Raw genomic sequence first — 24212 nt, 5'->3', positions numbered from 1 at the left:
AACTACCAAACGGAGACACAGAACATGTCTACGAAAAAGTAAATACATTCTTCAAAGACAAAGAAGGAAATGAGATTCCGAAATATCCAAGTGAGCCAGGAACAGTAGATAAGAAAGACATCCCAGAATACAGATTCGTAGAAAGTAAGAAACTACCAAACGGAGATACAGAACATGTCTACGAAAAAGTAAACACAGTGTTTAAAGATAAAGAAGGAAATGTCATCCCAGGAACAACAACAGAAGTAGGTGAACAACCTAAGAAAGATATTCCAGGATACAGATTTGTAGAAACTAAGAAACTACCAAACGGAGATATCGAACACGTATACGAAAAAGTAACAACTCCAACTCCATCAGTTGAAAAACCAAAAGGATTAATCAGAGATACAGAAGGAAACGTAATCCCAGGATTCGAATTCGATATGTTATCACCAGTTCTAGATATTCCTGAATATCAATATGTTGAAACAGTAACAGAAAAAGATGGAACAGTTAAACATATTTACAGAGCAAAACAAACTATCCACAGAGATAAAGATGGAAACCCAATTCCAAACGTACCTGCAAAAGAAAAAGGACTAAAAGGAAGCAGAAATATCCCAGGATACCGTTTAGTAGAAACTAAGACTCTTCCAAACGGAGATGTAGAACATGTATACGAAAAAGTAACAACTCCAACACCAGCAGCAGTAATTACAACATGGACAGATGAAAATGGTAACCCATTAAAACCATCTGAAAATGGAGCTAAAGGTGAGGGAACATTTGAAGGATACGAGTTCGTAAGAACTGTAGTAGACGAAAATGGAAATGTACGTCACATCTTTAGAAAAGTAACTGCAGCTACTCCTAAAGCACAAGTTAAACGTTTAGCTAACACAGGTAGCGAAACAGCTAACTCAGCGGTAGCAGGATTCGGTGTATTACTTGCAGGAATTGCAGCGGCAATCAGAAAACGAAAAAAAGAAGACTAAGATTTAATCATCAGTCTAAAATAAAGAATCACCCTCGATATATTTCGAGGGTGATTTATTGGTTTATTGTAAAGGTCCTTTGTTGGATAATTTAAAATAATATTTATAATGGTATTAAGGAATACTAATAGACAATTAATCTAAGTATCCTAATTTTTTAATTAGTTCCGCAGTTAATACAGCTCCACCAGCTGCTCCACGTAATGTGTTATGAGAAAGTCCTACAAATTTGTAATCAAATAGGTTATCTTCACGTAAACGACCTACAGTAATTTGCATACCTTTTTCGTTATCGCGATCTAGAACTGGTTGTGGACGATCGTTTTCTTCATAGTATTTAATGAATGGAGTTGGTGCTAGTGGTAAGTCGTATTTAGCAATTTCAGGAACATGGTTTTTGATTTTTTCAACTAAAGTTTCTAATCCTGGGTCATTTTCTAAATTGAATGAAACACAAGCAAGGTGTCCATCAAGAACTGGAACACGAATACATTGAGCTGACAGTTTCATAGAATCATCTGGAACGATTTTTCCATCAACTACTTTACCAAAGATTTTAAGTGGTTCTTTTTCACTTTTCTCTTCTTCTCCTCCGATGTAAGGAATGATGTTTTCGATCATTTCAGGCCATTCGTTGAAAGTTTTTCCGCTTCCTGAGATAGCTTGGTAAGTACAGATAGATGCTTCTTTAACACCGTACTCTTTAATTGCTTCAAAGATAGGAACATAACTTTGAATTGAACAGTTAGGTTTTGTAACGATGAATCCTTTTTTAGTTCCAAGACGTTCTCTTTGCGCAGGAAGAACATCTAGGTGAGCAGAGTTAATCTCTGGGATAATCATCGGTACATCATCTTTGTTTCTGTTTGCAGAGTTGTTAGATACAACAACAACTTCACGTTTAGCATAGTCTTCTTCAAGTTTAATTAAAGCTTCTTTGTCAAGGTTGATAGCGCAGAATACCATGTCAATTCCTTCAGAAACTTCGTCAATTTTGTATAAGTCTTCAACAACTAATTCTTTAGTGTATTCAGGAATAGCGTGGTCTAATTTCCAACGGCTTTCCATAAGTTCTCCATATTTTTTACCAGCAGAACGAGGTGACGCTGCTAATTTAACTACGTCAAAGTATGGGTGATTTTCTAATAATACTAATAAACGTTGTCCTACCATTCCTGTTGCCCCTAATACGGCTACTCTTGATTTTTGCATAATAAATCTCTCCTTTATTTGTATAAAAATTATTTCAAAATGAACTTCTTCTCTGCAATAAAAGAAGAAGTTCAAAAATTATTAACATATTAATTTAGAACTACTGTTCCTTCTTTATCAACTTTTAGTAAAATTGCTTGCCAGTCATATTTTAATTTAGCAAGTTCAGTTTTTATTTTTTCAATATTGTTAGTATCGCTAACTATATTCATAAGTGTAGAACCACTTCCAGAAATGAAAAATGCTGAACTATCAATTTTCTCACAAATTTCTCTAACTTCGTGATATTCGTGTATTATTTCTTTTCTGTAAGGTTCGTGGATTTTATCCCCCATAACCTTATTAAGAAGTTCTAAGTCATAAGTTTCAAATGCTTTAATAACCGATCCGATACGTGATAATGAGTAGATTGCATCTTGAAGCTTAATTTCTTTTGGCATTACTTTTCTAGCTTCTTCAGTAGAAGTTTCGAAGTTTGGAATTAACGCCAGGAAATTAAATCTCTCATCGACCTCATATCTTACAGTTACCGCTTCTTTACTATCAGTAGTACAAGATGAACTTAGACTTCCGAAAATAGCTGGCGAAACATTATCTGGATGACCTTCAATTTCATTAGCTATTGTAAAGATTTCTTGTTTATCAATAGGTGTATCAGTTAGTAAGTACGCACCGTATATTCCAGCGACTACACAAGTAGAGCTACTACCTAAACCACGGCTAATAGGTACATCATTATTGATTGATATTCTAACACCTGAAATTTCTTTGTTTAATTTTTTTAGTGTAGTTAGTAATGTTTGATAAACTAGGTTGTTTTCATTTGAAAAACGTTCTTCAAATCCGACGAATTCTAGACCATTGTCTAATTTTTCGAATTTAAAAGTAGTGTAAAGTGTTAAAGCAACACCAAGGCTATCGAAACCACATCCTACATTTGCAGAAGTGGCAGGCACACGAACACTTACCATTATAAATCACCTAGTTTCTCTAAGATGTATTTCTTCATATCTTCTTTATTAATTACATCTTTGTGTCTAATTTCTTTTTTGTCAAGATCTCTTAAATTCTCAGGGATAACAACTTTTGTTTGTTCATGAAGTTTATTCATAAGAGTAAACTCGTCCTCACCTTGAGTTTCGAATAGAGAAGAGTAGACACTTTCTGTAAATTTATATGGAGATGCTGTTGATAATACAATACTAGCATGCTCATTATCTAAATTATCAAGAAGAACTTTGTAAGCTACTGCAGTATGAGTATCTAATAGGTAGTTATCTTTTTCATAGATAGCTTTAATAGTTTCTTTAGTTTGTTCATCATCAGCAAACCCAGCTTGGAATTTGTCTTTTATCTTAGCTAATACTTCACCTGTAACTTCAAAGCGACCAGCTTGTTTTAAGTCTTTCATAAGTTTAGCAATATATGCATTATCACAACCACTAATGTAGTAAAGCAGACGTTCTAAGTTACTAGAAATTAAGATATCCATACTTGGTGATACTGTTTTTAAGAAGTCTCTATTCTTATCATAAACACCAGTTGTTAAGAAATCATAAAGTACATTATTGTTGTTACTTGCACAGATTAGTTTATTTACAGGTAAACCAATTTGTTCAGCGTAGTAACCAGCTAGAATATTACCGAAGTTTCCAGTAGGTACTACAAAGTTTACTTTATCATTTAATTTAATTTTGTTTGTATTTACTAAGTCTAAGTAAGAAACAACATAGTAAACTACTTGAGGGATAAGACGCCCGATATTGATTGAGTTTGCACTTGATAACTTAATGTTTTTAGAAAGTAATTCTTTTTTGAATTCTTCATCAACGAATAGTTCTTTAATCCCACTTTGAGCATCATCAAAGTTTCCGTGAATTGCACAAACTTTTGTATTCTTACCTTCTTGAGTTTGCATTTGTGTTTTTTGTACTGTACTTACACCATCGTTAGGGTAGAAGACCATAATTTTTGTTCTATCTACATCTTTAAAACCTTCTAGTGCTGCTTTACCTGTATCTCCACTAGTCGCTGTTAAGATAAGAATGTCATTTTTGTCTTCTACTTTTGTAAGTGCCGTTTTTGTAAGTTGTGGAAGAAGTGAAAGACCTACGTCTTTAAATGCACTAGTAGGTCCATTGAATAATTCAAGAACGTAGCTATCTTTTAATTCTACTAGAGGGGTAATATTCTCGTGAGAGAATTTTCCTCTATAAGCTTCTTCTACACATTTTTTAATTTCTTCATCGCTAAAGTCTACGAAAAGACGTAACACGGCTTCAGCTACTTCATAGTAACTTTTTCCGATTAATTTCTCTAAATCTAATTTATTTTTTCCTAAATCTCTTAAAACGAAAAGTCCACCTTCTTCACTTAAACCTTGAAGAATAGCTTCACTCGGATTTAATTTTCTATTAATATCTCTTGTACTTTCGTAAATCATTTAAAATCTCCTTGCTTTATCGTTGTATATATGATACAATGTTCTCTATAAAAATACAAGTGTTTTTTACAAAAAGAACTTATTTAATTTTTATAATTATAATTTTACACCAAAATAAGTTATAAAAACAGTCGAAATAATCAAAAAATTGAAATTTTTTGAAAATTTTCAAATTGATTTATTTGACATAAATAAAATACTTGATAAACTTTAACTATATAATTGAAAATAAATAATGAATTTAGGAGAAAATAATTATGAAGATTGCGATTTTAGGATATGGAACTGTTGGTAGTGGGGTATATGATATTATTACTGACGGTAAAACAGAAGAATTAAATAAAATTGAAGTAAAAAGTGTTTTCGCAAGAAGTCGTGATAAAATGCACCTTGCTACAGACGATATTAATGAAATTTTAAGCGATGAGGAAATCTCGGTTGTAGTTGAGTGCTTAGGTGGATTAAATCCTGCGTATGATTTCATTAAGAAATCTTTAGAAAATGGAAAACACGTTGTTACTGCGAATAAAGCTGTTGCAGCAAAGTATCTAGGTGAATTTGTTGAGTTAGCTGAAAAGAATAATGTTAAGTTTATTTTTGAGGCTAGTGTTGGTGGAGGAATTCCATGGCTTGTAAACTTAGAAAGAACTAGACGCGTTGATGAAGTAAAACGAGTATATGGTATTTTTAATGGAACAAGTAACTATATATTAGATAACATGTACAGAAATGATCAAGAATTTGATTCTACTTTAAAAACTGCTCAGGATTTAGGGTATGCTGAAGCTGATCCGAGTGCTGATGTGGATGGTGGGGATGTTGTGAACAAAATTATCTTAAGTAATGCACTTGCTTTCGATATTCACGTTAAACCTGAATTTCCTACATACTCTATGAGAAACATTACAAAAAATGATATAGACTATTTAAAACAGTATGACCTAGCTGTTAAATATATTGGAGAAACAAATGTAGAAAATGGGGAGTATGAGACTTCTGTAATGCTTTCTATATTCGGAAAAGAATCTCAAGAAGCGGCTGTTCCTTTAAATAATAATATCATTACTTTAGATGGTTCTTTCATCGGAGAACTTAAGTTTTATGGACAAGGAGCAGGAAAACTTCCAACAGGAAATGCTATTGTTCAAGATATAGTTGATATTAATGAAGGTTCAACTCGTGTTGATGTAGTAATTAAGAATGACTTATCTTATTCAGAAGAATTAACTAAAAGAAATTACTTAGTACGTTCATCAGTTGAATTATCTGGTGAATTAGTTGAGAGTGTTGAACAGTATAGAGAAAGCTACTATGTAAAAACAAAAGAAATTTCATTAAAACAATTAAGTTCTTTAGTTGATGAAGTAAAAGAGAAAGATAGTAAATTTGTAGTTGCTAAGTTTCATAAATAATTAAAAATAAGGAATAATATGATTATTAAAAATAAATGTTAGATTTTTCAGAAAATTTATTGATTTTTCTACAGATAGTTATATAATATAAATTAGTAATAAAATTACAAATAACATGAATTAGAAAAAGGAGTTAAGATGGTTAGAGTATCAAAATTTGGAGGAAGCTCGGTAGCGAGTGCTGAACAATTTAAAAAAGTTAAAAATATTGTAGAATTAGACGATGCACGTCGTTTTGTTGTAGTGAGTGCTGTTGGTAAGGCGAATAAAGAAGATAATAAGGTTACAGATTTACTATATTTATGCTACGCACACACTAAATACAATATAAATTTTGATAATATCTTTAAAATGATTAAAGATAAATTTATTGCTATTAAAAGTGAATTAAACTTGAAATTTGATATTGAAGGTGAACTTGCTAAATTAAAATCTGAAATTAGTAAAGGTATTGATGAAGAGTATTTAGTAAGCCGTGGTGAATATTTAACAGCTTTATTAATGGCAGAGTATTTAGGATATCACTTTGTAGATGCTAAAGACTTAATCTTTTACAACTATCAAGGTGAGATTGATTTTGAAAAAACTCAAGCAGCTTTTGATGCAATTGTAAAAGAATATGATCGTCTTCTTATTCCAGGGTTCTATGGAAGTAGACCAAATGGGGAAATTAAAATTATGACTCGTGGTGGAGGAGATGTTAGTGGAGCGATTGTTGCTAATATCGCAAACGCAAGTGTTTATGAAAACTGGACTGACGTATCTGGAATCTTAATGGCAGATCCTCGTATTATTGACAATCCACATGAGATTAAAGTAATTAGTTATACAGAACTTCGTGAACTTTCATATATGGGTGCAAGTGTTCTTCATGAAGAAGCAATCTTCCCAGTTCGTGATAAAGACATTCCAATCCAAATTCGTAACACAAATGATCCAACAGCAGAAGGGACTATTATCTCAGATAATAAACATCTAGATGCGAAACAAATAGTTACAGGTATTGCAGGGAAAAAAGATTTCTCTATTATTACTATTAAAAAACGTCACATGGCAAATGAAGTTGGATTAATTGGTAAAGCTCTGAAAATTTTTGAAGACTTTAATGTTAGTATCGAGCACATTCCAAGTGGAATTGACTCATTCTCTGTAGTTGTTGAAACAGGGAATGTTAGACCATTTATTCATGAGTTAGTAGCTAAAAATAAAGCTGTTTTAGATGCGGATGAGGTAAATGTAACTCATGAGATTTCTCTAATTGCTACAGTTGGGGAAAAAATGAAAAATACAAAAGGACTATCTGGCAGATTATTCAAAGCACTAGGGGAAGCTGGAGTAAATATTGCACTAATTTCACAAACTAATGATGAGATTAACATTATCGTTGGTGTTCATAACGATGATTACGAAAAAACTATAAACACTATTTATTCAGAATTTAAATAATATAAATGGCTTCTTATCTGATGTTAGATAAGAAGTCATTTTTTATAATATTTTATTTTATGAGGTGAAGTATGAAAATTTTACAGATTATGTGTCATCCAGATTTTGATGGAAAGCATAGAATTTCTAATATTTTAGCAAAAATTGGTGAAGAAAAATTAATAGAAGAAGGTTTTAACAATATTGAAAAGATAAATTTATATAATCCGAGTACTTACATTCCCGTGATGGATAAGTTTATGTTTAATTATGAGGGAGAGCAATTAACAGATAGAGAACAGCAAGATAAAATTAGACAAAAAGAATTGTTAGAACAATGGAAGAGTGCTGAAGCAGTGTTTATTTATATGCCGCTTCACAATTTTAATGTAGTATCAAAATTCAAAGATTATGTCGACAATATAATGATAGTAAATGAAACTTTTAAATGTGAGGTAGAGTCTCTAATAGGATTAGATCCTTCTAATAAACAAATAACCTTTGTCATTACTAGTGGGGGAGAATTTGATAAACATATCCAATATACTAATCTAGACTTTGCAGTTCAATATGTGAGAGGAATTTTTAGCGTCCTAGGAATAGACAAAGTTAAAGTTATAAGAGTAGAGGGCTTGGATTTAGCTTTCAATAATAAAGAAATAATAGTAGAGAAGGGTGTCTCTGATTTAAAAGAGTGGATAGAAGAATTTTCGAAAAAGAATAAAAAATAAGCTAAGAAGGAATAAGAGACTGTTTAATATGGTTTCTGATTCCTTCTTAGTTTTATTTAATATCAAATTCTAGTTGTTTTTCTTTTGAAGATAGAATTTTGAATTGACCGTTAGTTAGGTTAGCGATCCAATTTTCAAAGCTATCGTAGTCTTCTTGCATTACATAAATTGTATAAACGATTTTGTCAGTGTATTCTAAGTTGTTCACGATGAAATTAGTTTTTCCAATTTCATATTCTATTTTTCCGTTTAGACTATAGTCTAATTCTAATCTGACTTCAAAAGCATCTTTTCTTTCTACTAATGTTGCATTTTTTAGCGCGTTAATTACTCCACCACCATATGCACGAACTAAACCACCAGTTCCTAGCTTAGTTCCACCGTAGTATCTGATAACTGTGGCACAGACATTTTTTATTTCGTTTTTTACTAGTACGTCTAGCATTGGAGCGCCAGCAGTTCCACTAGGTTCTCCGTCATCATTAGCACGAGTTATTTCGTTATTATCACCAACTACATAACATGAGCAAACATGTGTAGCATCATAATGTTTTTTCTTCATTTTTTGAATAAACTCTCGTGCTTCTTCTTCGCCACTAATTCTTATAAGATGAGTAATGAATGTAGATTTTTTCTCTACAAATTCATCGTATGAATCTTCTTTGATTGTAATAAATTTTTTTGCCATAGAACCTCCTTTATAATTTATAATTTGCTAAATTTACTATATTAATTATGATGTATTATAAATAAAATGTCAATAATTAGAATGTATTTCTCATTATACTACTTGACAGATTATACTATGTAATGTATAGTATAATATGAAAGGAGATATTTGTATGGAATCTCAATTAAAAAGAGGATTATTGGAAATCTGTGTCCTCGCTACTTTACGTAATTCCGAATCATATGGTTATAAAATTATAAAAGATGTATCAGATGTAATTCCAATATCAGAATCAACATTATATCCTATCTTAAAACGTTTAGAAGCGAATAATTGTGTTACTTCTTATTCTGTAGAACACAATAGTAGACTAAGAAAATATTATAAAATCACAGATATTGGTCTTAACAAAATTCAAGAATTTCTTATTGACTGGCAAGTGATTAGTAATGCACATAAATATATTTTAGGAGATGAACAACATGAATAAAAAACAGTTTTGTACTCTTTTGGAAAATGAATTAAGAATATATTTATCTTCGGAAGAAGTATATAAGACTCTTAATTTTTTCAAAGAAATGATTGACGATCGTGTTGATGAAGGATTAAGCGAAGAACAAGCTGTATCGCAATTAGGTAATATAGACGATATTGTTGGTCAAATTTTAGATGAACATAATATAAAAAAAAGACAGAAAAAATTAGTATGGAGATTTATACCACAAAAAACACCCTCAGCAGCTAATATAATTATTGCTATACTACTTTTCCCTATTTGGATTACCATTTTTTCTTTAGTAGCTAGCTTTTTTATAGCTTTTGTGTCTTTAATATTCAGTTTGGTACTTGCTGTAATTTCATTTTTCGTTGGGGGGATTGCTCTTATATTTAAAGCACCCTTCTACCTTATATATGAAAAGAACATAGCTTATTGTTTAGATACTTTAGGCTTTGGTTTTATTATTACAGGAATTGGTTTAATAGGAATTTATTATTTATTAAAATCATTAAAAAAAGTAAGGAAAAATGGTTGGAGTTTCAAAAAAATGTTTGTGAAAGTTTTCAAAAAAGAGGTGTATATCAATGAATAAATTTATTAAAATCGCCTTTAGCCTGATAATTACTGGTTTCATACTAATAGGTTTTGCAACATACTTAAATAATGGTAATATACCTAGATTCTCTGCTAATTATGATAAAAAGAATTATACTGTCTCAATTAATGAGATTAAAGATTTGGATTTAAATATTCTTGATTCCGATATTGTCTTAGAAGAAAATACCTCTTCTGATAAAATAGAAATAGAATACTATACTGGTATAGAGCGCGAAACGCTTATAACCCACACTGACAAAAAATTATCTATAAAAGAAAATAAAAATACTTTTGGAGTTGATATAGATTTTAGTATTTTTTCTAAAAAACAAGAAATTAAAATAAAAATACCTACGTCTTCTAGTATAGATGTCCATTCTTTAAATAAGATAGGTAATTTAATTATTAAAGATTTAAGCATCAAACATCTTACAGCAAATAGTAAAATAGGAAATGTTTATTTAACTAATCTTTCTACTTTAGACACTGAAATCAAACTTTCAACTGGTGATCTTAAAATTAATAATTTTAAAAGTGAAAATAATTCTCTAAAAATAAAGACTGCTACTGGAAACATAAAACTAAATAATATTAGCGGTATTAGCAATCTAAATATTGATAATAATACTGGAGATATTGATTTATCATCATCAACTATAAAAAATATCAATATATCTAATAAACTTGGAAATATAACATTAAATAATTTACCTAATGAATCAACAGATAATATTAATTTAGAAACCAATACAGGGGATATTTCATTATTCAATCTTACAGCAAATAACTCTATTTCTCTAAAATCTTCAACTGGTAATATTCTTGCTGAATTAAACGATAATGAATCTAATTTCACAAATGGTTCTAATAAAAAGAAAACGCTGTTTACATCTTCTTCTACTGGAACTGTAAATGTAAAATTTTCAAATAAATAAATAATATCCCATCAAAATTAGTTTTGATGGGATATTATTTATTCTTAATTATTATTTACTCCGGTATTTTGATTAGCATTTGTTGTACCGACACCAGTTGTAGTATTTTGCTGTTCATTGCTATTGTTAGCATTGTTTTCAGTATTACCATTTTCATCAGGTCTGTTTTCATTGCTTACGGTAATATCATTTTTTAAATCTTTTTTAGTAAGTCTTTCAGGAAGATTTGCCAGTAAGTCTTCTGGTGACATTATTGTAAGTCCAACTTGAGGATATATAGTTTTTGGTAATAAATCATTTATTCTATATTCTTTTAATCCTATACTTATATGACCTTGATAGTAAATGTTTAGTAAGTCTTTCGCTTTTGGTAATGGTAAATCTAAATTATCTCTCAGTGCAGATGATGCGTATAATAGAGATAGTGGACGAGGATAGTAGTAATATACACCGTTATACATTACATCATATCCATCGATTCTGTGTGAAACGATTTGAATATCATCATTAAAGAACATTTTTATCGCTGAAGAGATTTCTGTCGTTGATAGGTTATGTTCTACATTATCACCTGCGATATTAATTACATCATTGATTTTAGTTAAAGCATTTAAGCTTTTTGCTTTATCGATAAGAGCGTGAATAGCTTGAAGCTGACGTTGACCACGTTCGATATCACTATCGTAATATCTACTACGAGCAAAGGCAAGAGCTTGTTCACCGTTTAGAGTGTGCCATCCTTTTTTCAATTTAACAGTGTTTTCTTCACCATTAGCATTTTGTTCATCCATATCGAATGGTACGTATAAATCAATTCCACCAAAGGCATCGACTGTTTGTTCAAAAGCTTTGAAGTTTATTAATACGTAGAAGTTGATGGGTGTATTTAATAAGTTTTCTACTGCGTTTGTTGTTCCTTTTACATCATTGTAGGCATGAGCATGAGTAATCTTATCATAGAAGTATGCACTATCATTATTCTCGTCATTTTTTTCACGCATTAAAGCAAGTGAGTCACGAGGAATACTAACCATGTCCATACGTTTTTTATCTTTGTTAACAGTTGCTAAAATCATAGAGTCTGTTCGACTGTCTGCTCGTGTTTGACCTTGAGCCTTACGATCATCGTTCATATCTATTCCTAAAATTAGTACTGAAAATTTCTTAAAGTTAGGATCAACTTCTTTCAAGTAATCAACTTTTTTGTATCCTTTTTGAGTTGAATTATAGAAGTTGAAGAACGTGTATGCTGCAAAAGCTCCTGTTCCTAAGAACAGCAATGCTAGAACTGTAAATATTATTTTTTTTAAACTTCTTTTTTTAGGAGAACGTTTATCATTTCTTGATCCAGAACTGATTCTATCTCTTCTAGATATTCTTTCTTTCATTTAATATAATCCCTTCTATACATTATAACTTTTTTATTATACTACAAATTTCAATTTGTTGCCATAATAAAGGTGAAAATTGGGGATAAATATTGAAAATAAGAGAAATAAAAGTGGGAAATTTTTGATATTTTCAAATATTTATATTAAAATAAAAATGTAAGTATAAAAATAGGAGTATATTATGCCAGAATTACCTGAGGTAGAGAATATAAAATTTGGACTTGAAGAAGTAGTAATAAATAAGAAAATTCTAGATGTGAAATATTCAAATGTTGTGACAGAAAGTCATAAATTGAATAAAATGGCGATAGTGAAGCAGGATATAAATTATTTTTCAGAAAATGTAAAAGGTAAAACTATAGAGAAATTATCTAGAAGAGGGAAATATTTATATTTTACATTAAATGAAGGATACATTATCACACATTTTGGAATGACGGGAGCATTTTTTTTAGTAAAAGATATAGCAGAAATTACTAATAAAAACTACTTCAAACATCAACATGTGATTTTCGAATTATCGACTGGTGAAAAATTAATCTACAGTGATATTAGAAGATTTGGTGAACTTAGATACATAGAAGATGTAACGAAATTTAAACCTTTTGTTAATCTGGCTCCAGAACCGTTTGATAAAAAAGCTAAAAAGTATTTTCTAGATAAATTAGATGAAAATAAATATAAAGATCAATCTATTAAAGCATTGCTTCTTGAAGGGAATGTATTTTGCGGATGTGGTAATATTTATGATTGTGAAGTATTGTATCGTCAAAAAATACACCCTTTAACTAAGGCGAGTGAACTTTCTAAAAAGAAAAAAGAAAGTCTATTTAAAGAGTTAGTTGATATTTTAGAATTAGCGATAAAAGAGGGGGGGTCTACAATTTCAGACTATGTACATACAGATGGTGGGGAAGGGAATATGCAGAATTTCCACCAAATTTATGGTAAGAAGGTTTGTCCATTAGGTCATGATGTTGAAAATGTTACAATAAAAGGTCGTTCTAGTCATTTTTGTCCTATTTGTCAAAAAATAAAATAAAAAGGAGATTCAATGGATAGTAGATTAGAATTTTTAAAGAAATATATTAGTATAGTTATAGGATCGTTGATCTTTGCAGCAGGATTAGAATTTTTCTTAATTCCTAATAATATCCTAGATGGAGGAGTGATTGGGGTATCTATTATTGCCCGCCATTATTTAGGATTACCACTTGGATTATTTATCTTTCTTTTAAATATTCCATTCTTATATTTAGGATATAAACAGATAGGTAAAGGATTTTCGATAGCATCTATTTTTGGTATTGTTATTCTTTCTGTAGCTACATCATACTTCCATAGCATTCCACCACTAGTTACGGATCCATTTTTAGCTTGTATATTCGGAGGGATTATACTTGGAATTGGAGTAGGGCTAGTTATTAGAAATGGTGGTACATTAGATGGTAGTGAGATGTTCTCAATCTATGCTACTAAAAAGTTACCAATTTCTGTAGGTGAGATGGTTCTTGGAATAAATGTTGTTATCTTTATTGCATCTGGATTTGTTTTCACATGGGAAGCTGCATTATATTCTATGATAAGTTATTTCATCGCATCTAAAGTTATGGATATCGTTATTGAGGGGCTAAATGACTCTAAATCGGTTATGGTTATTACAAGTAATTACCAAGTAATAAGTCAAGAAATTCAAGATAGACTTGGTCGTGGAGTGACTTTATTACACGGAGAAGGCGGTTATTCAGGACAAGAAACAAAAATTATCTTTTGTGTAATCACTCGTATTGAAGAATCAAAACTGAAAAAAATTGTATTTAGAAATGATAAGAATGCCTTTCTATCGATTGGAACAGTTAGTGAAGTAAGTGGAGCTAACTTTAAGAAAAAAGATATACATTAATAAACTTTCCTTTGCAGTATTTTCTGCAAAGGATTTTTTTATGTTATAATTAGTATAAAGAGGTGGGAGTTATGGAAGAATTATATAATTATCTTATTAAGAGTGAGAAAGTTTATTTGTTGGAAAGAAGAAAAACAGTAAAATGGTGGCATATACTATTTGAATTTGTTGGATTCCTATATTTTTGGGGAGAATATGGAAAAGATAGGACTTACGATTGCTACTTAGTTAAGTTTGAAAAACATTGGGAAATACTAGTGTGTAAAAAAGGAAAAGCACGAGAAAAAATTAAGCTTAAAGAGAAGTTTGAATTAAAAAAGAAATTTCTTTGCGGAGGTTATAAGTATAAAGTTCACCATGAAATTACGCATGAACTATACAACTATTTGAAATATTCATGCTAGCATGAGCAAAATTTGTCTAAATATGTTATAATAGACTGATGAATTTTTTAAAGGATAATAAAATGAAAATCAAAGAAATAATAGTAGTAGAAGGAAGAGATGATACCAATAGGGTTAAAGAAGCAATAGATTGCGATACATTTGAAACTAATGGCTCTGCTCTTACTAAGAAAAAAATAGAACGATTAATCTTTTTAGAAAAAACAAGAGGATTAATAGTTCTAACAGATCCTGATTATGCGGGGAAAAGAATTAGAAGTATAATAGAAAAAAATATCCCTACGGCAAAACATGCATATATATCAAATAAAAAGGCCGTTGATAGTAAAGGGAAAATTGGAATAGAAGCTGCGAGCAAAGAAGATATTATAGCGGCTATAAAAAATTATTATACACCGATGGATGAGGTGAAAAATGATATAAGTAATGAAATATTGATAGAGTTAGGTTTAGTAGGAGGAACTACGTCAAAAGTCCTAAGAGAAGAACTTTGTGAAAGATTAAATATAGGATATACTAATGCAAAACAACTACTAAATAAACTTAATATGTATAATATTTCTAAAGAACGTTTATTAGATGAGATGGAAAAAATAAGTAAAGGATTGAAATAATGATAGGAACACCTAAGAACACTTTTGAAATACTAAAAAAACACGGATTTACATTTAAGAAGAGTTTAGGACAAAACTTCTTGATAGATGCGAATATTTTAAATAGAATCGTTGATGGAGCAGGAGTAAATGAAAATATAGGAGTAATAGAAATAGGGCCTGGGATAGGTTCTCTTACAGAAGCATTAGCTAAAAAAGCTAAAAAAGTAATTTCGTTTGAAATTGATGGTAGACTTTTACCAATTTTATCTGAGACACTTGCTGATTATTCTAATGTTGAGATTATCAATAACGATATCTTAAAAGTCGATGTTGATAAAATAATTGCTGAGAAGATGTCAGATTGTGAAAAAATTATGGTAGTAGCTAACTTACCTTATTACATTACTACACCGATTTTAACTCATTTAATTGAGAACACTGAGAAAATTGATGGTTATGTAGTTATGATGCAAAAAGAAGTTGCTAATAGATTAAATGCTAAGGTAGGAACAAAAGATTATAACTCATTAACAATTTTATTAAATTACTATACAGATGTTGAGTATTTATTTACTGTACCGAAAAAAGTATTTGTACCTGCACCGAATGTTGAGAGTGCTGTTGTAAAAATCATGACAAAAGAAACTCGCGAATTTGAAACTGATGCCAAATTCTTTAAATTCGTGCGCTCATGTTTTGTACAACGTAGAAAAACTTTGCTTAATAATTTAATTTCAAGTTATGGTAAAGATAAGAAACAAGATCTGCAAAATGCTTGTGTAGACAGTGATATTGAACCTGGAAGACGAAGTGAAACTCTAAGTTTAGCGGAATTTTACAATTTATATAATAATTTAACAAACAACAGCTTAATTTAAAGGTAAAAAGATGGAAGAATTAAAAACTATAATAACTGAATTTCGAGAAAAAAGAGGTTGGGGAGAGTACGATACTTTAGAAAGATTTTCTAAAAGTATATCGATAGAAGCGGCAGAACTATTAGAGCATTTTCAATGGAGTGAAGAGGGAGATAATATACAAGAGATAAAAGATGAGCTAGCAGATGTGTTAATCTATGCTCTAGCAATGTGTTATCATCTTAATGAAGACCCTAAAAAGATTATAAAAGATAAGTTAGTTGATGTCGCAAGACGTTATCCAGAAAAATAAAAGAGGTTGACTCAAAAGTCTTAAAATTTAACAAAGTTCATATGAGAATATATAGACGCAGTGGTTTATTGATATCTAAATTCGCCTTGTAAAAGCTCTTTAGATATCTAATAAACTGTGCGGGGGTGACTCGACAAAATCGATTTCTACGAAATCACGATTTTTGAGTCACTCCCTTTTGTTATTAATAATAAATATCTATAAAAAAAGTAGCCCTTAATTTAGGACTACTTTTTAAAGTTTTTAATATTACTATCGACTAGTTTTAGTTTTTAACACTGGTACTTCTTTAGCTTTGTAGAACATAGCGTAAAGAACAGTTACTCCAATTGTTACTATTGCACAAAGGATGTAAATTCCTCTGTATGATAAGATTCCTTGAACAGTACCTAGTGCATATGGTCCAAATCCAAGACCAAGGTCTAATCCGATGAAGTATGTAGATAATGCAATACCTACTTTAGTAGAATCAACAAGTTTTAAACAAACAGCTTGTCCATTTGACATGAATGTTCCATATCCTAAACCGATTAAAGCACCAGAGAATAATAACATGAAGCTACCGTTTGTGAAACTTAACATTAATAATCCTAATGTTAAGAATACAAAACTTGGATACATAACTGCATTCTCACCACGTGCATCGAATACGCGTCCTGCGAATGGACGAGTAACTGTAACGATAAGAGCATATACTACAAAGAAGAATGCCCCAGCAGTAGATAAGTTTAAGCTATCAGCGTAGATAGATAAGAATCCTAATACACTAGAGTAAGCTAAACCAACTAGGAATGCTACAGTAGAGATGAATAATACTTTGTATTCAATAAATGTATTTAAAGCCCAGCTGTTTAATAATTTTTTTTGTTTTTCATCTAATTCGATATTTTGAACTGGGAATAAGAAACAAGCAATTGTAACTGCTACAGATAATACGATTGCTAAAATGATAACTGCATTAAATCCTGTAATAGGAAGTAATAACATACCGATAAATGGTCCAATTGCAGCTGCTAAACTTGTACTTAATCCGTAGTAGTTAATACCTTCACCGTTACGAGATTTAGGAATGTAAGTTGTAACTATTGCATTAGCTGCAGTAGAGATAGTCCCATAAGCAAATCCATTTAAGAAACGAACTGTATCTAAAATAACAATGTTAGATGAAATTAGGTAAGCTGCTGTTGTGATTAAATAGATTAACGCTCCAAAACGTAAAATTTGTTTACGCCCAACAATTTCTAATTTTTTCCCAATATAAAGTCTAGCAACAAGTGTACCGATAATATAAATACCAGCGGCGAATCCTGCCTGAGCAGCAGTAGCACCTAGTTGAGACGTTGCGTATTTTGCTGTAATAACTACGAAACAGTAATAAATTAAAAATACGATAAAATTAATTGTAGTTATTGTTATAAATCCTTTATTAAATAATTTGTCTTTTTCTTCTATAGCTATCTGGCTATCCATAAAAATTCTCCTAACTTATTTTTTAATAACATATATCTATCATACTCCTCTGAAAATGTATTTTCAAGTGTAAATTTTCATGAAAATGATATATTTTCAATTTTATTTTCATGTAAAATACTATTTATTATAATTAATAATAAATGGCTGTATAACAGTAGTCTGAAAGTTTCTATATGTGTATTAATATTTAAATATCAATATTTTAGCTATGAAAACGAATTATTTTCATAAGTTTCAAAAAATATTGAGAAAACACCTTAGTTTTTATAGTACAGCAAATATACATAAAACACCGTTAATATCCTTTTAATATTTTTTTGAAAATATACGTATTTACTTTTTTTCTTTACATGCCGAAAATTCATAGGTATGAATAATTTTAGATGAATTGTCAGAATCTTTTAATTTTTTTAGAAAAATATCTTGACAATAAAAAAAACTGTTGCTATAATGTAAACAAGAATTAAACGTAAAGGAGAAAAAAGATTTATGAAACTGTATCAAGTTGACACGCTACAATTAAATATTCGTTGGCAAAGCCACTAGATACTGAGTCGATCTTGTTTCTTTTTAACATAGATACGACTCTCAGGTGAGAAGTAAGTATCTATGTGGATTATTTGTGATGAAAAAATGAGACCACATAGAAATATCTAGGTGGTTTTTTATATTAAAAAAATGTCGAGGGACCACTAGATATTATGCTAGTGGTCTTTTTCTATAGATACGCTTCTAAAATTTGATTACAAAAAATATTATTAAAGAAAAAAAGGAGATTATTAAAATGAAAATAAATAAAATTTTTGTAGCATTCGCGGTATTATTAGTTTGTGTATTAGGTTATGGTTACTTCTCAAGTAAGAAAGGTGAAGATACTAAAAAAGTTGATAATAAAGAGGTAAAAGTAGGGGTACTTCAATTACTTAGTCACCCAGCGCTTGACCAAATTTATAAAGGTTTAGAAGATGGACTTAAAAAAGAAGGATATGAAGTTGGTAAGAATTTAAAAATTGATCTTCAAAATGCTCAAGGTGATCAAAGTAACTTAGCGAGTATGGGTCAAAAATTAGTTACAGATAACAACGATATCTTAGTAGGTATTACAACACCAGCTACTTTATCTCTATCAAACGCAACTAAAGATAAACCAATCATTATGGGTGGTATTACTTATCCAGTTGAAGCAGGATTAATTAAAGCTGAAGATAAACCAGGAAACAATATTACTGGTGTTAGTGATAGAACTCCAATTAAACAACAACTTGAAATCATGAAAAAAGTATTACCTAACATGAAAAAAGTTGGTATTCTATACACAGCAAGTGAAGATAACTCTGTAAAACAAGCTCAAGAAGCTGAAAAATTAGCTAAAGAATTAGGATTAGAAGTTAAAGTATCAACAGTAGCAAACACAAATGATATTCAACAAGTAACAGAAAGCCTTGCTTCACAAACTGATGCAATTTTTGTACCAATCGATAACACAATCGCTAGTGCAATGGCAACAGTAGTAAAAGTAACAGACGCTAAGAAAATTCCAGTATTCCCATCTGCAGACACAATGGTAGCTGACGGAGGACTTTTAGGACTAGGTGTTGACCAATATCAAATCGGTGTAGAAACAGCTAAAGTTGTTGCTAAAGTATTAAAAGGTGCAGACACTAAAGATATGCCAATCGTACTTGCTAATGAAGGTGTAATTTATCTAAATGAAGCAAAAGCAAAACAATTAGGAATTGAAATTCCAAAAGAAATTAAAGATAAAGCAAAAGTAGTAGATAAAAAATAATGGGAGTGACTCAAAAATCGTGATTTCGGAGAAATCGATTTTGTCGAGTCACCCCCGCACAGTTTATTAGATATCTAAAAAGCTTTTCTAAAGCGTATTTAGATATCAATAAACCACTGCGTCTATGAATTATCATATACATTTTGTTAAAATTTAGAACTTTTGGGTCAGTCCTATTATAGATAGTAAATAAAGTTAAAGGGGCGGCTCATAAAATCAGTATTCTAAATAGTTGTTTATGAGTCGCTCTAAATTATATAAAATTAGTTTAGGGAAAAATAAAAAAAGAGGTGTAAAATGGATTTATTTGTTTCTGCGATTTCACAGGGGATGCTGTGGGGGATATTATCGCTTGGATTATTTATTAGTTTTAGAGTATTAAATATTGCAGATATGACGACTGAAGGTGCGTATCCATTAGGAGCTGCGGTATGTGTAATCTGTATACATAATGGTATTAATCCTATTATTGCTACATTGATTTCAATAGTAGCTGGAATGTTAGCGGGACTTGTTACAGGATTTTCAATTACTGTTTGTAAGATACCAAGTTTACTTGCTGGGATTTTAACAATGACTGCATTATTATCGGTGAATCTTAGAATTATGGGAAGACCAAATTTAAGTTTAATCAATAAAGATACGATTTTTAGTAAAATTCAGGGATTAAACTTACCAACTCATTATGATACTGTACTTGTTGGAATTATTCTTTCTGGATTAATTATCTTCGCTATGTCTTTATTCTTTTCAACAGAATTAGGTCAGAGTTTAATTGCAACGGGGGATAATGAAAAAATGGCAACTGCTCTAGGTATTTCTACTAAATCGATGACGATTTTAGGATTAATGCTTGCTAATGGAATTATTTCTTTAGCTGGTGCAATTTTAGCACAAAATAATGGTTATTCTGATGTTAACAGCGGAATTGGAGTTATAGTAGTAGCTTTAGCAGCAATTATTATAGGTGAAGTAATCTTCAAGGATGTGACTTTTACGACAAGATTGATATGTGTCATTTGTGGAGCAATTATCTATAGATTATTATTAGTTGGAGTGTTAAAACTTAATATTATCGGTGCTAATGATTTTAAATTAGTTTCAGCACTAGTTATTGCCATATTCTTAACATTGCCTCAATTAAAATTAAAAGCTAAGAGAAAGGATGTATAGATCATGTCATTTATAAAAATTAATAAAATAGATAAAACGTTCTTTCCAGGTACGATTAGAGAACAACATGCTTTGAAAAATGTTAGTCTTGAAATCAAAGATGGTGATTTCATTACTATTCTTGGAGGAAATGGAGCGGGGAAATCAACGTTTCTTAACGCACTTGCTGGTTCTTTTTCACTAGATGGTGGTGAGATTTTAATTGAAGGAAAAGATGTAAGTAGTATAGTAGAACATAAGAGAGCAGGATTTATCAGTAGAGTCTTCCAAAATCCTTTAGATGGGACAGCTCCTCGTATGACTGTTGCACAAAATATGTCCTTAGCACTTCGCCGTGGTAAAGTGAGAGGATTTAAACCAGGAACTACTAAAGAAGATAGAGAACTATTTAAAAAGTTATTAGCAACTTTAGATTTAGGTCTTGAAGACAGATTAGATAGTGAAATGGGTCTATTATCTGGAGGTCAACGTCAGGCTATAGCACTTTTAATGGCAACTATGACTACTCCAAAACTTTTACTTCTTGATGAACATACAGCTGCACTAGATCCAAAAACTCAGAAGAAAATAATGGAGCTTACTCGACAAAAGATTGAAGAGAAAAACTTAACAGCTTTAATGATAACTCACAATATTCAAGATGCAGTCAAATATGGAAACAGAATAATAGTTCTACATCGTGGGGAGTTAGTTCGAGATATTAGTAAAGAAGAAAAAGAAAAACTGGATGCGAAAGCATTGTATGAATTACTTTATAATTTAGAAGAGAATGAATAAAAGTAGATAGAGCCTTTGAAATCAAGGCTCTATTTATTTTACTTTCCGTTGATATTTTATATATTAAACAAACTTTTTTAACATAGAAAGAAAAAAGTTAATATGGTATAATAAAAATGACGTAAGGAGTAGTATAGAGTGAGTACGCCTTGATGGAGGAGGCTCAGGTTGAAATCTTGGCTATTACGTCTAAGACATCTATTTATGAATAGGTGTCTTTTTTCATTTTAGATTCATTTTTTTATTTTAGAATGTATAGTAAATGAAATTATAAAGGGGTTGACTCCAAAAAACCACTGCGGAAAGTGACTAGATAAAATCGATTTCTTCGAAATTACGATTTTTGAGTCACTATCTTTACATTTACATATTAATTAAGTAAAATATAGTAGAAATTTAGTACGAGGAGATTGTTATGAAAATACTTGTTGTTGAAGATGAACGCGATTTGAATAGAATAATAACTAAGCATTTAAAGAAAAATAATTATAGTGTAGATAGTTGTTTTGATGGTGAAGAAGCTCTGGATTTTGTTAGCTATAGTGAGTATGATTTGATTATTACAGATATAATGATGCCAAATGTTGATGGCTATGAGTTTATAGCGAGACTTCGTGAGAGTAAAAATAATACACCTGTTATAATGTTAACAGCAAAAGATACTTTAGAAGATAAAATCGTTGGTCTTGATAGCGGAGCAGATGATTATATAGTTAAGCCGTTTGAGTTTGATGAGTTATTAGCTAGAATAAGAGTTTTGATGAGACGTAACTATGGTTTAGCAACTAATGTTATTCAAGTAGATGATGTTGTTTTGGATATTTCGAAGAAACAAGTGTTAAGAAATGGTCAGAATATTGGCTTAACTGGTAAGGAATATGAGGTATTAGAATATCTTATGAAAAATAAAGAGAGTATCCTAAGTCGCGATCAAATTCTTAACCACGTTTGGGATTATGATTATGACGGGGCATCTAATATTGTAGATGTTATTATAAAAAATATTAGAAAAAAATTAGATAACGGTACAGATAAGACTATTATTTACACTAAAAGGGGGTTAGGATACTTTGTTAAATAGAATCAAGAAATTATCGATATTTCCATTTAGAAAAGTATCATTAACTTTCAAAATCACTTTATGGTATACAACATTTATAGTTTTATTAATAGGATCATTGATAGTTGGGACATTTTTAGTTAGTGATAGTGTAGTAGGAAAAAATAGTGAGAAAAGATTGATAGAAGAAGTAACAGAAATTTCTACTGGAAGAGATAAGTTTACTCCTTTTGAGGATGGTGTTACGTTATCTGTTTATGATAAAGATGGGAACCTTGTTGCAGGGGCTGTGCCAAGAAATTTTAAAGTTAATGATTTTAGTCTAGGAGTTATTTCTGAGTATAAAGATGTTACTAATAATAAATATCTGTATTATGATTTAGAAACAAGTTCTGCGCGCTTAGGAAATGGAAAATATGTCCGAGGAGTAATACAAATTACTAATAATATTAATAGTTGGATATTACCATTAATAATAAGTATAGGAAGCCCGTTTGTTATAATAGTTATAATGTATGGTGGATATTTAATTATTAGGAGTTCATTAAAACCCGTTAGAGATATGACTGAAACTGCTGATGCTATCGCAAAGAGTAATGACCTTAGTAAAAGAATTACTATAAAAGATGGTGCGGATGAAGTGCATAAATTAGGTAAAGTTTTTAATGAAATGTTAGAAACATTAGAGAATTCTTCGAAAAGAGAACGTCAATTTAGTTCAGATGTATCACATGAACTTAGAACACCGATTTCCGTAATAATGGCAGAAAGTGAATATGGAGCTAAGTATACCGATTCTGTGGAAGATGCAAAGGAATCTTTTGATGTTATAGAAAGACAAAGTAAGAGAATGACTTCTATGATAAATCAAATTTTAGAATTAGCTAGATTAGATAGTCGTTTAGAGATTCCAAAAGAAGAACTAAATTTGTCGGATCGAATAAAATATACTTTGGAAGACTATAAAATCTTATTTGATAATAGGAATATAAAATTATCATTAAATATAGAAGAAAATATAATAGTAAATGCTAATGAAGCGTTAATTATGAGAATGATAGATAACTTATTATCTAATGCCTTGAAGTATACTCAAACAGAAGTAAAGGTTTGTTTAGCAAAAAGAAATAGAATAATACTTGAAGTTGCAGACGACGGAATAGGGATAAATGATAATGAGAAAAAACATATTTGGGATAGATTTTACAAAGTAGATAAATCAAGGACAACAACAGAAGATAACTCTTCAGGGCTAGGTTTATCTATAACGAAAAAAATAGTAGAATTACATAATGGTAAAATAGCTGTTTTAGATAATAAACCAAAAGGAACAAAATTTGTAGTTAATCTTTAAAAAAATGAGGAAGAGTGACTCGAAAATCGTAATGTAGAAATCGATTTTTTTGAGTCACTCCTTTTTTATATTTTAGAAAATTATAAATTAATATGAATCTTCATTTAAGATTCATAAAACATAGATATAATAAAAATATCTTAAAAGAAGAACAAAAGTGAAATCTTCATTTAACGTTCATAAAATAAAGATATAATAAAAATATCGAAAGAGAAGAATAA

The 24212-nt window shown here is 30.3% G+C and carries 24 protein-coding genes; 18 read left to right on the top strand and 6 right to left on the bottom strand.

Going from position 1 to position 24212, the window contains the following annotated elements; translation table 11 throughout:
• Positions 1-977, top strand: a 977-nt coding sequence (locus ACWOA3_RS04370) for a MucBP domain-containing protein (RefSeq protein WP_456884305.1), incomplete at its 5' end; no start/stop codon positions are given.
• 135 nt (positions 978-1112) lie between these two features.
• Here ACWOA3_RS04370 and asd read toward each other — a convergent pair.
• The 3 genes from asd to thrC form a co-directional block, all read right to left on the bottom strand.
• Positions 1113-2189 carry an aspartate-semialdehyde dehydrogenase gene (gene asd / locus ACWOA3_RS04365; RefSeq protein WP_316452324.1) on the bottom strand — a complete coding sequence of 359 codons (1077 nt, stop codon included), beginning with the start codon at positions 2187-2189 and terminating at the stop codon, positions 1113-1115.
• Positions 2190-2278: 89 nt separating this feature from the next.
• On the bottom strand, positions 2279-3160 hold the full coding sequence (gene thrB / locus ACWOA3_RS04360; RefSeq protein WP_456884302.1) for a homoserine kinase: 882 nt from the start codon (positions 3158-3160) through the stop codon (positions 2279-2281).
• A complete protein-coding gene (thrC, locus tag ACWOA3_RS04355; RefSeq protein ID WP_003147260.1) occupies positions 3160-4632 on the bottom strand; it encodes a threonine synthase in 1473 nt (490 codons plus the stop codon). Before thrC ends, thrB begins: the two co-directional genes overlap by 1 nt.
• Before the next feature lie 257 nt (positions 4633-4889).
• Here thrC and ACWOA3_RS04350 point away from each other — a divergent pair, with 257 nt between their 5' ends.
• From ACWOA3_RS04350 to ACWOA3_RS04340, 3 genes are all read left to right on the top strand, one after another.
• On the top strand, positions 4890-6044 hold the full coding sequence (locus tag ACWOA3_RS04350; protein ID WP_456884300.1) for a homoserine dehydrogenase: 1155 nt from the start codon (positions 4890-4892) through the stop codon (positions 6042-6044).
• Positions 6045-6182: 138 nt separating this feature from the next.
• Positions 6183-7490 carry an aspartate kinase gene (locus ACWOA3_RS04345; protein WP_456884298.1) on the top strand — a complete coding sequence of 436 codons (1308 nt, stop codon included), beginning with the start codon at positions 6183-6185 and terminating at the stop codon, positions 7488-7490.
• A gap of 71 nt (positions 7491-7561) precedes the next feature.
• Positions 7562-8200, top strand: a complete 639-nt coding sequence (locus ACWOA3_RS04340) for an NAD(P)H-dependent oxidoreductase (RefSeq protein ID WP_456884296.1) — start codon at positions 7562-7564, stop codon at positions 8198-8200.
• 52 nt (positions 8201-8252) lie between these two features.
• On the opposite strand, the gene ACWOA3_RS04335 is transcribed toward ACWOA3_RS04340, so the two are convergent.
• A complete protein-coding gene (locus tag ACWOA3_RS04335; RefSeq protein ID WP_456884294.1) occupies positions 8253-8888 on the bottom strand; it encodes a YigZ family protein in 636 nt (211 codons plus the stop codon).
• A gap of 154 nt (positions 8889-9042) precedes the next feature.
• On the opposite strand from ACWOA3_RS04335, the gene ACWOA3_RS04330 reads away from it, so the two are divergent.
• From ACWOA3_RS04330 to ACWOA3_RS04320, 3 genes are read left to right on the top strand one after another with little or no spacing between them, the layout of a single operon-like run.
• The gene (locus ACWOA3_RS04330; protein ID WP_003147255.1) at positions 9043-9360 is read left to right on the top strand and encodes a PadR family transcriptional regulator; all 318 of its coding nucleotides are present in this window, start codon (positions 9043-9045) and stop codon (positions 9358-9360) included.
• A complete protein-coding gene (locus ACWOA3_RS04325) occupies positions 9353-9961 on the top strand; it encodes a DUF1700 domain-containing protein (RefSeq protein ID WP_003147254.1) in 609 nt (202 codons plus the stop codon). Before ACWOA3_RS04330 ends, ACWOA3_RS04325 begins: the two co-directional genes overlap by 8 nt.
• The gene (locus ACWOA3_RS04320) at positions 9954-10901 is read left to right on the top strand and encodes a DUF4097 family beta strand repeat-containing protein (protein WP_456884292.1); all 948 of its coding nucleotides are present in this window, start codon (positions 9954-9956) and stop codon (positions 10899-10901) included. The genes ACWOA3_RS04325 and ACWOA3_RS04320 overlap by 8 nt, the downstream gene beginning before the upstream one ends.
• A 44-nt stretch (positions 10902-10945) precedes the next feature.
• Here the strand turns inward: ACWOA3_RS04320 and ACWOA3_RS04315 are convergent, their stop codons facing one another.
• Positions 10946-12289 (bottom strand): LCP family protein, encoded by a 1344-nt coding sequence (locus ACWOA3_RS04315; RefSeq protein WP_003147252.1) that lies wholly within the window; start codon positions 12287-12289, stop codon positions 10946-10948.
• A gap of 184 nt (positions 12290-12473) precedes the next feature.
• On the opposite strand from ACWOA3_RS04315, the gene mutM reads away from it, so the two are divergent.
• The 6 genes from mutM to ACWOA3_RS04285 all read left to right on the top strand — a co-directional run bounded on the left by mutM (position 12474) and on the right by ACWOA3_RS04285 (position 16365).
• Positions 12474-13334: a bifunctional DNA-formamidopyrimidine glycosylase/DNA-(apurinic or apyrimidinic site) lyase gene (gene mutM, locus ACWOA3_RS04310; RefSeq protein WP_456884290.1), complete on the top strand. Its 861-nt coding sequence runs from the start codon at positions 12474-12476 to the stop codon at positions 13332-13334.
• Positions 13335-13346: 12 nt separating this feature from the next.
• Positions 13347-14195, top strand: coding sequence for a YitT family protein (locus ACWOA3_RS04305; protein WP_003147250.1), 849 nt, complete (start codon positions 13347-13349; stop codon positions 14193-14195).
• A 71-nt stretch (positions 14196-14266) separates the two neighbouring features.
• Positions 14267-14599: a hypothetical protein gene (locus ACWOA3_RS04300; protein WP_456884287.1), complete on the top strand. Its 333-nt coding sequence runs from the start codon at positions 14267-14269 to the stop codon at positions 14597-14599.
• A gap of 62 nt (positions 14600-14661) precedes the next feature.
• Entirely contained in the window at positions 14662-15213 is a 552-nt protein-coding gene (gene rnmV, locus ACWOA3_RS04295; RefSeq protein WP_003147248.1) for a ribonuclease M5, read from the top strand.
• The gene (gene rsmA, locus ACWOA3_RS04290) at positions 15213-16073 is read left to right on the top strand and encodes a 16S rRNA (adenine(1518)-N(6)/adenine(1519)-N(6))-dimethyltransferase RsmA (RefSeq protein ID WP_003147246.1); all 861 of its coding nucleotides are present in this window, start codon (positions 15213-15215) and stop codon (positions 16071-16073) included. The genes rnmV and rsmA overlap by 1 nt, the downstream gene beginning before the upstream one ends.
• 10 nt (positions 16074-16083) lie before the next feature.
• The gene (locus ACWOA3_RS04285) at positions 16084-16365 is read left to right on the top strand and encodes a nucleotide pyrophosphohydrolase (RefSeq protein ID WP_314989737.1); all 282 of its coding nucleotides are present in this window, start codon (positions 16084-16086) and stop codon (positions 16363-16365) included.
• A 252-nt stretch (positions 16366-16617) separates the two neighbouring features.
• Here ACWOA3_RS04285 and ACWOA3_RS04280 read toward each other — a convergent pair whose 3' ends face one another.
• Entirely contained in the window at positions 16618-17835 is a 1218-nt protein-coding gene (locus tag ACWOA3_RS04280) for an MFS transporter (protein ID WP_003147244.1), read from the bottom strand.
• Positions 17836-18622: 787 nt separating this feature from the next.
• On the opposite strand from ACWOA3_RS04280, the gene trpX reads away from it, so the two are divergent.
• From trpX to ACWOA3_RS04255, 5 genes are all read left to right on the top strand, one after another.
• Positions 18623-19627 carry a tryptophan ABC transporter substrate-binding protein gene (gene trpX, locus ACWOA3_RS04275; protein WP_003147243.1) on the top strand — a complete coding sequence of 335 codons (1005 nt, stop codon included), beginning with the start codon at positions 18623-18625 and terminating at the stop codon, positions 19625-19627.
• Positions 19628-19924: 297 nt separating this feature from the next.
• On the top strand, positions 19925-20800 hold the full coding sequence (locus ACWOA3_RS04270) for an ABC transporter permease (RefSeq protein ID WP_456884285.1): 876 nt from the start codon (positions 19925-19927) through the stop codon (positions 20798-20800).
• Between the two features lie 3 nt (positions 20801-20803).
• Complete coding sequence (locus ACWOA3_RS04265) at positions 20804-21577, top strand: ABC transporter ATP-binding protein (protein WP_003147241.1); 774 nt, start codon at positions 20804-20806, stop codon at positions 21575-21577.
• A 415-nt stretch (positions 21578-21992) separates the two neighbouring features.
• A complete protein-coding gene (locus ACWOA3_RS04260; RefSeq protein ID WP_003147239.1) occupies positions 21993-22658 on the top strand; it encodes a response regulator transcription factor in 666 nt (221 codons plus the stop codon).
• On the top strand, positions 22648-23991 hold the full coding sequence (locus ACWOA3_RS04255; protein ID WP_456884282.1) for a sensor histidine kinase: 1344 nt from the start codon (positions 22648-22650) through the stop codon (positions 23989-23991). The genes ACWOA3_RS04260 and ACWOA3_RS04255 overlap by 11 nt, the downstream gene beginning before the upstream one ends.
• The last annotated feature ends 221 nt before the right edge of the window (positions 23992-24212 follow it).

It is taken from the genome of Gemella taiwanensis (assembly GCF_054054385.1).
This window is presented reverse-complemented; position numbering and strand designations above follow the sequence as displayed.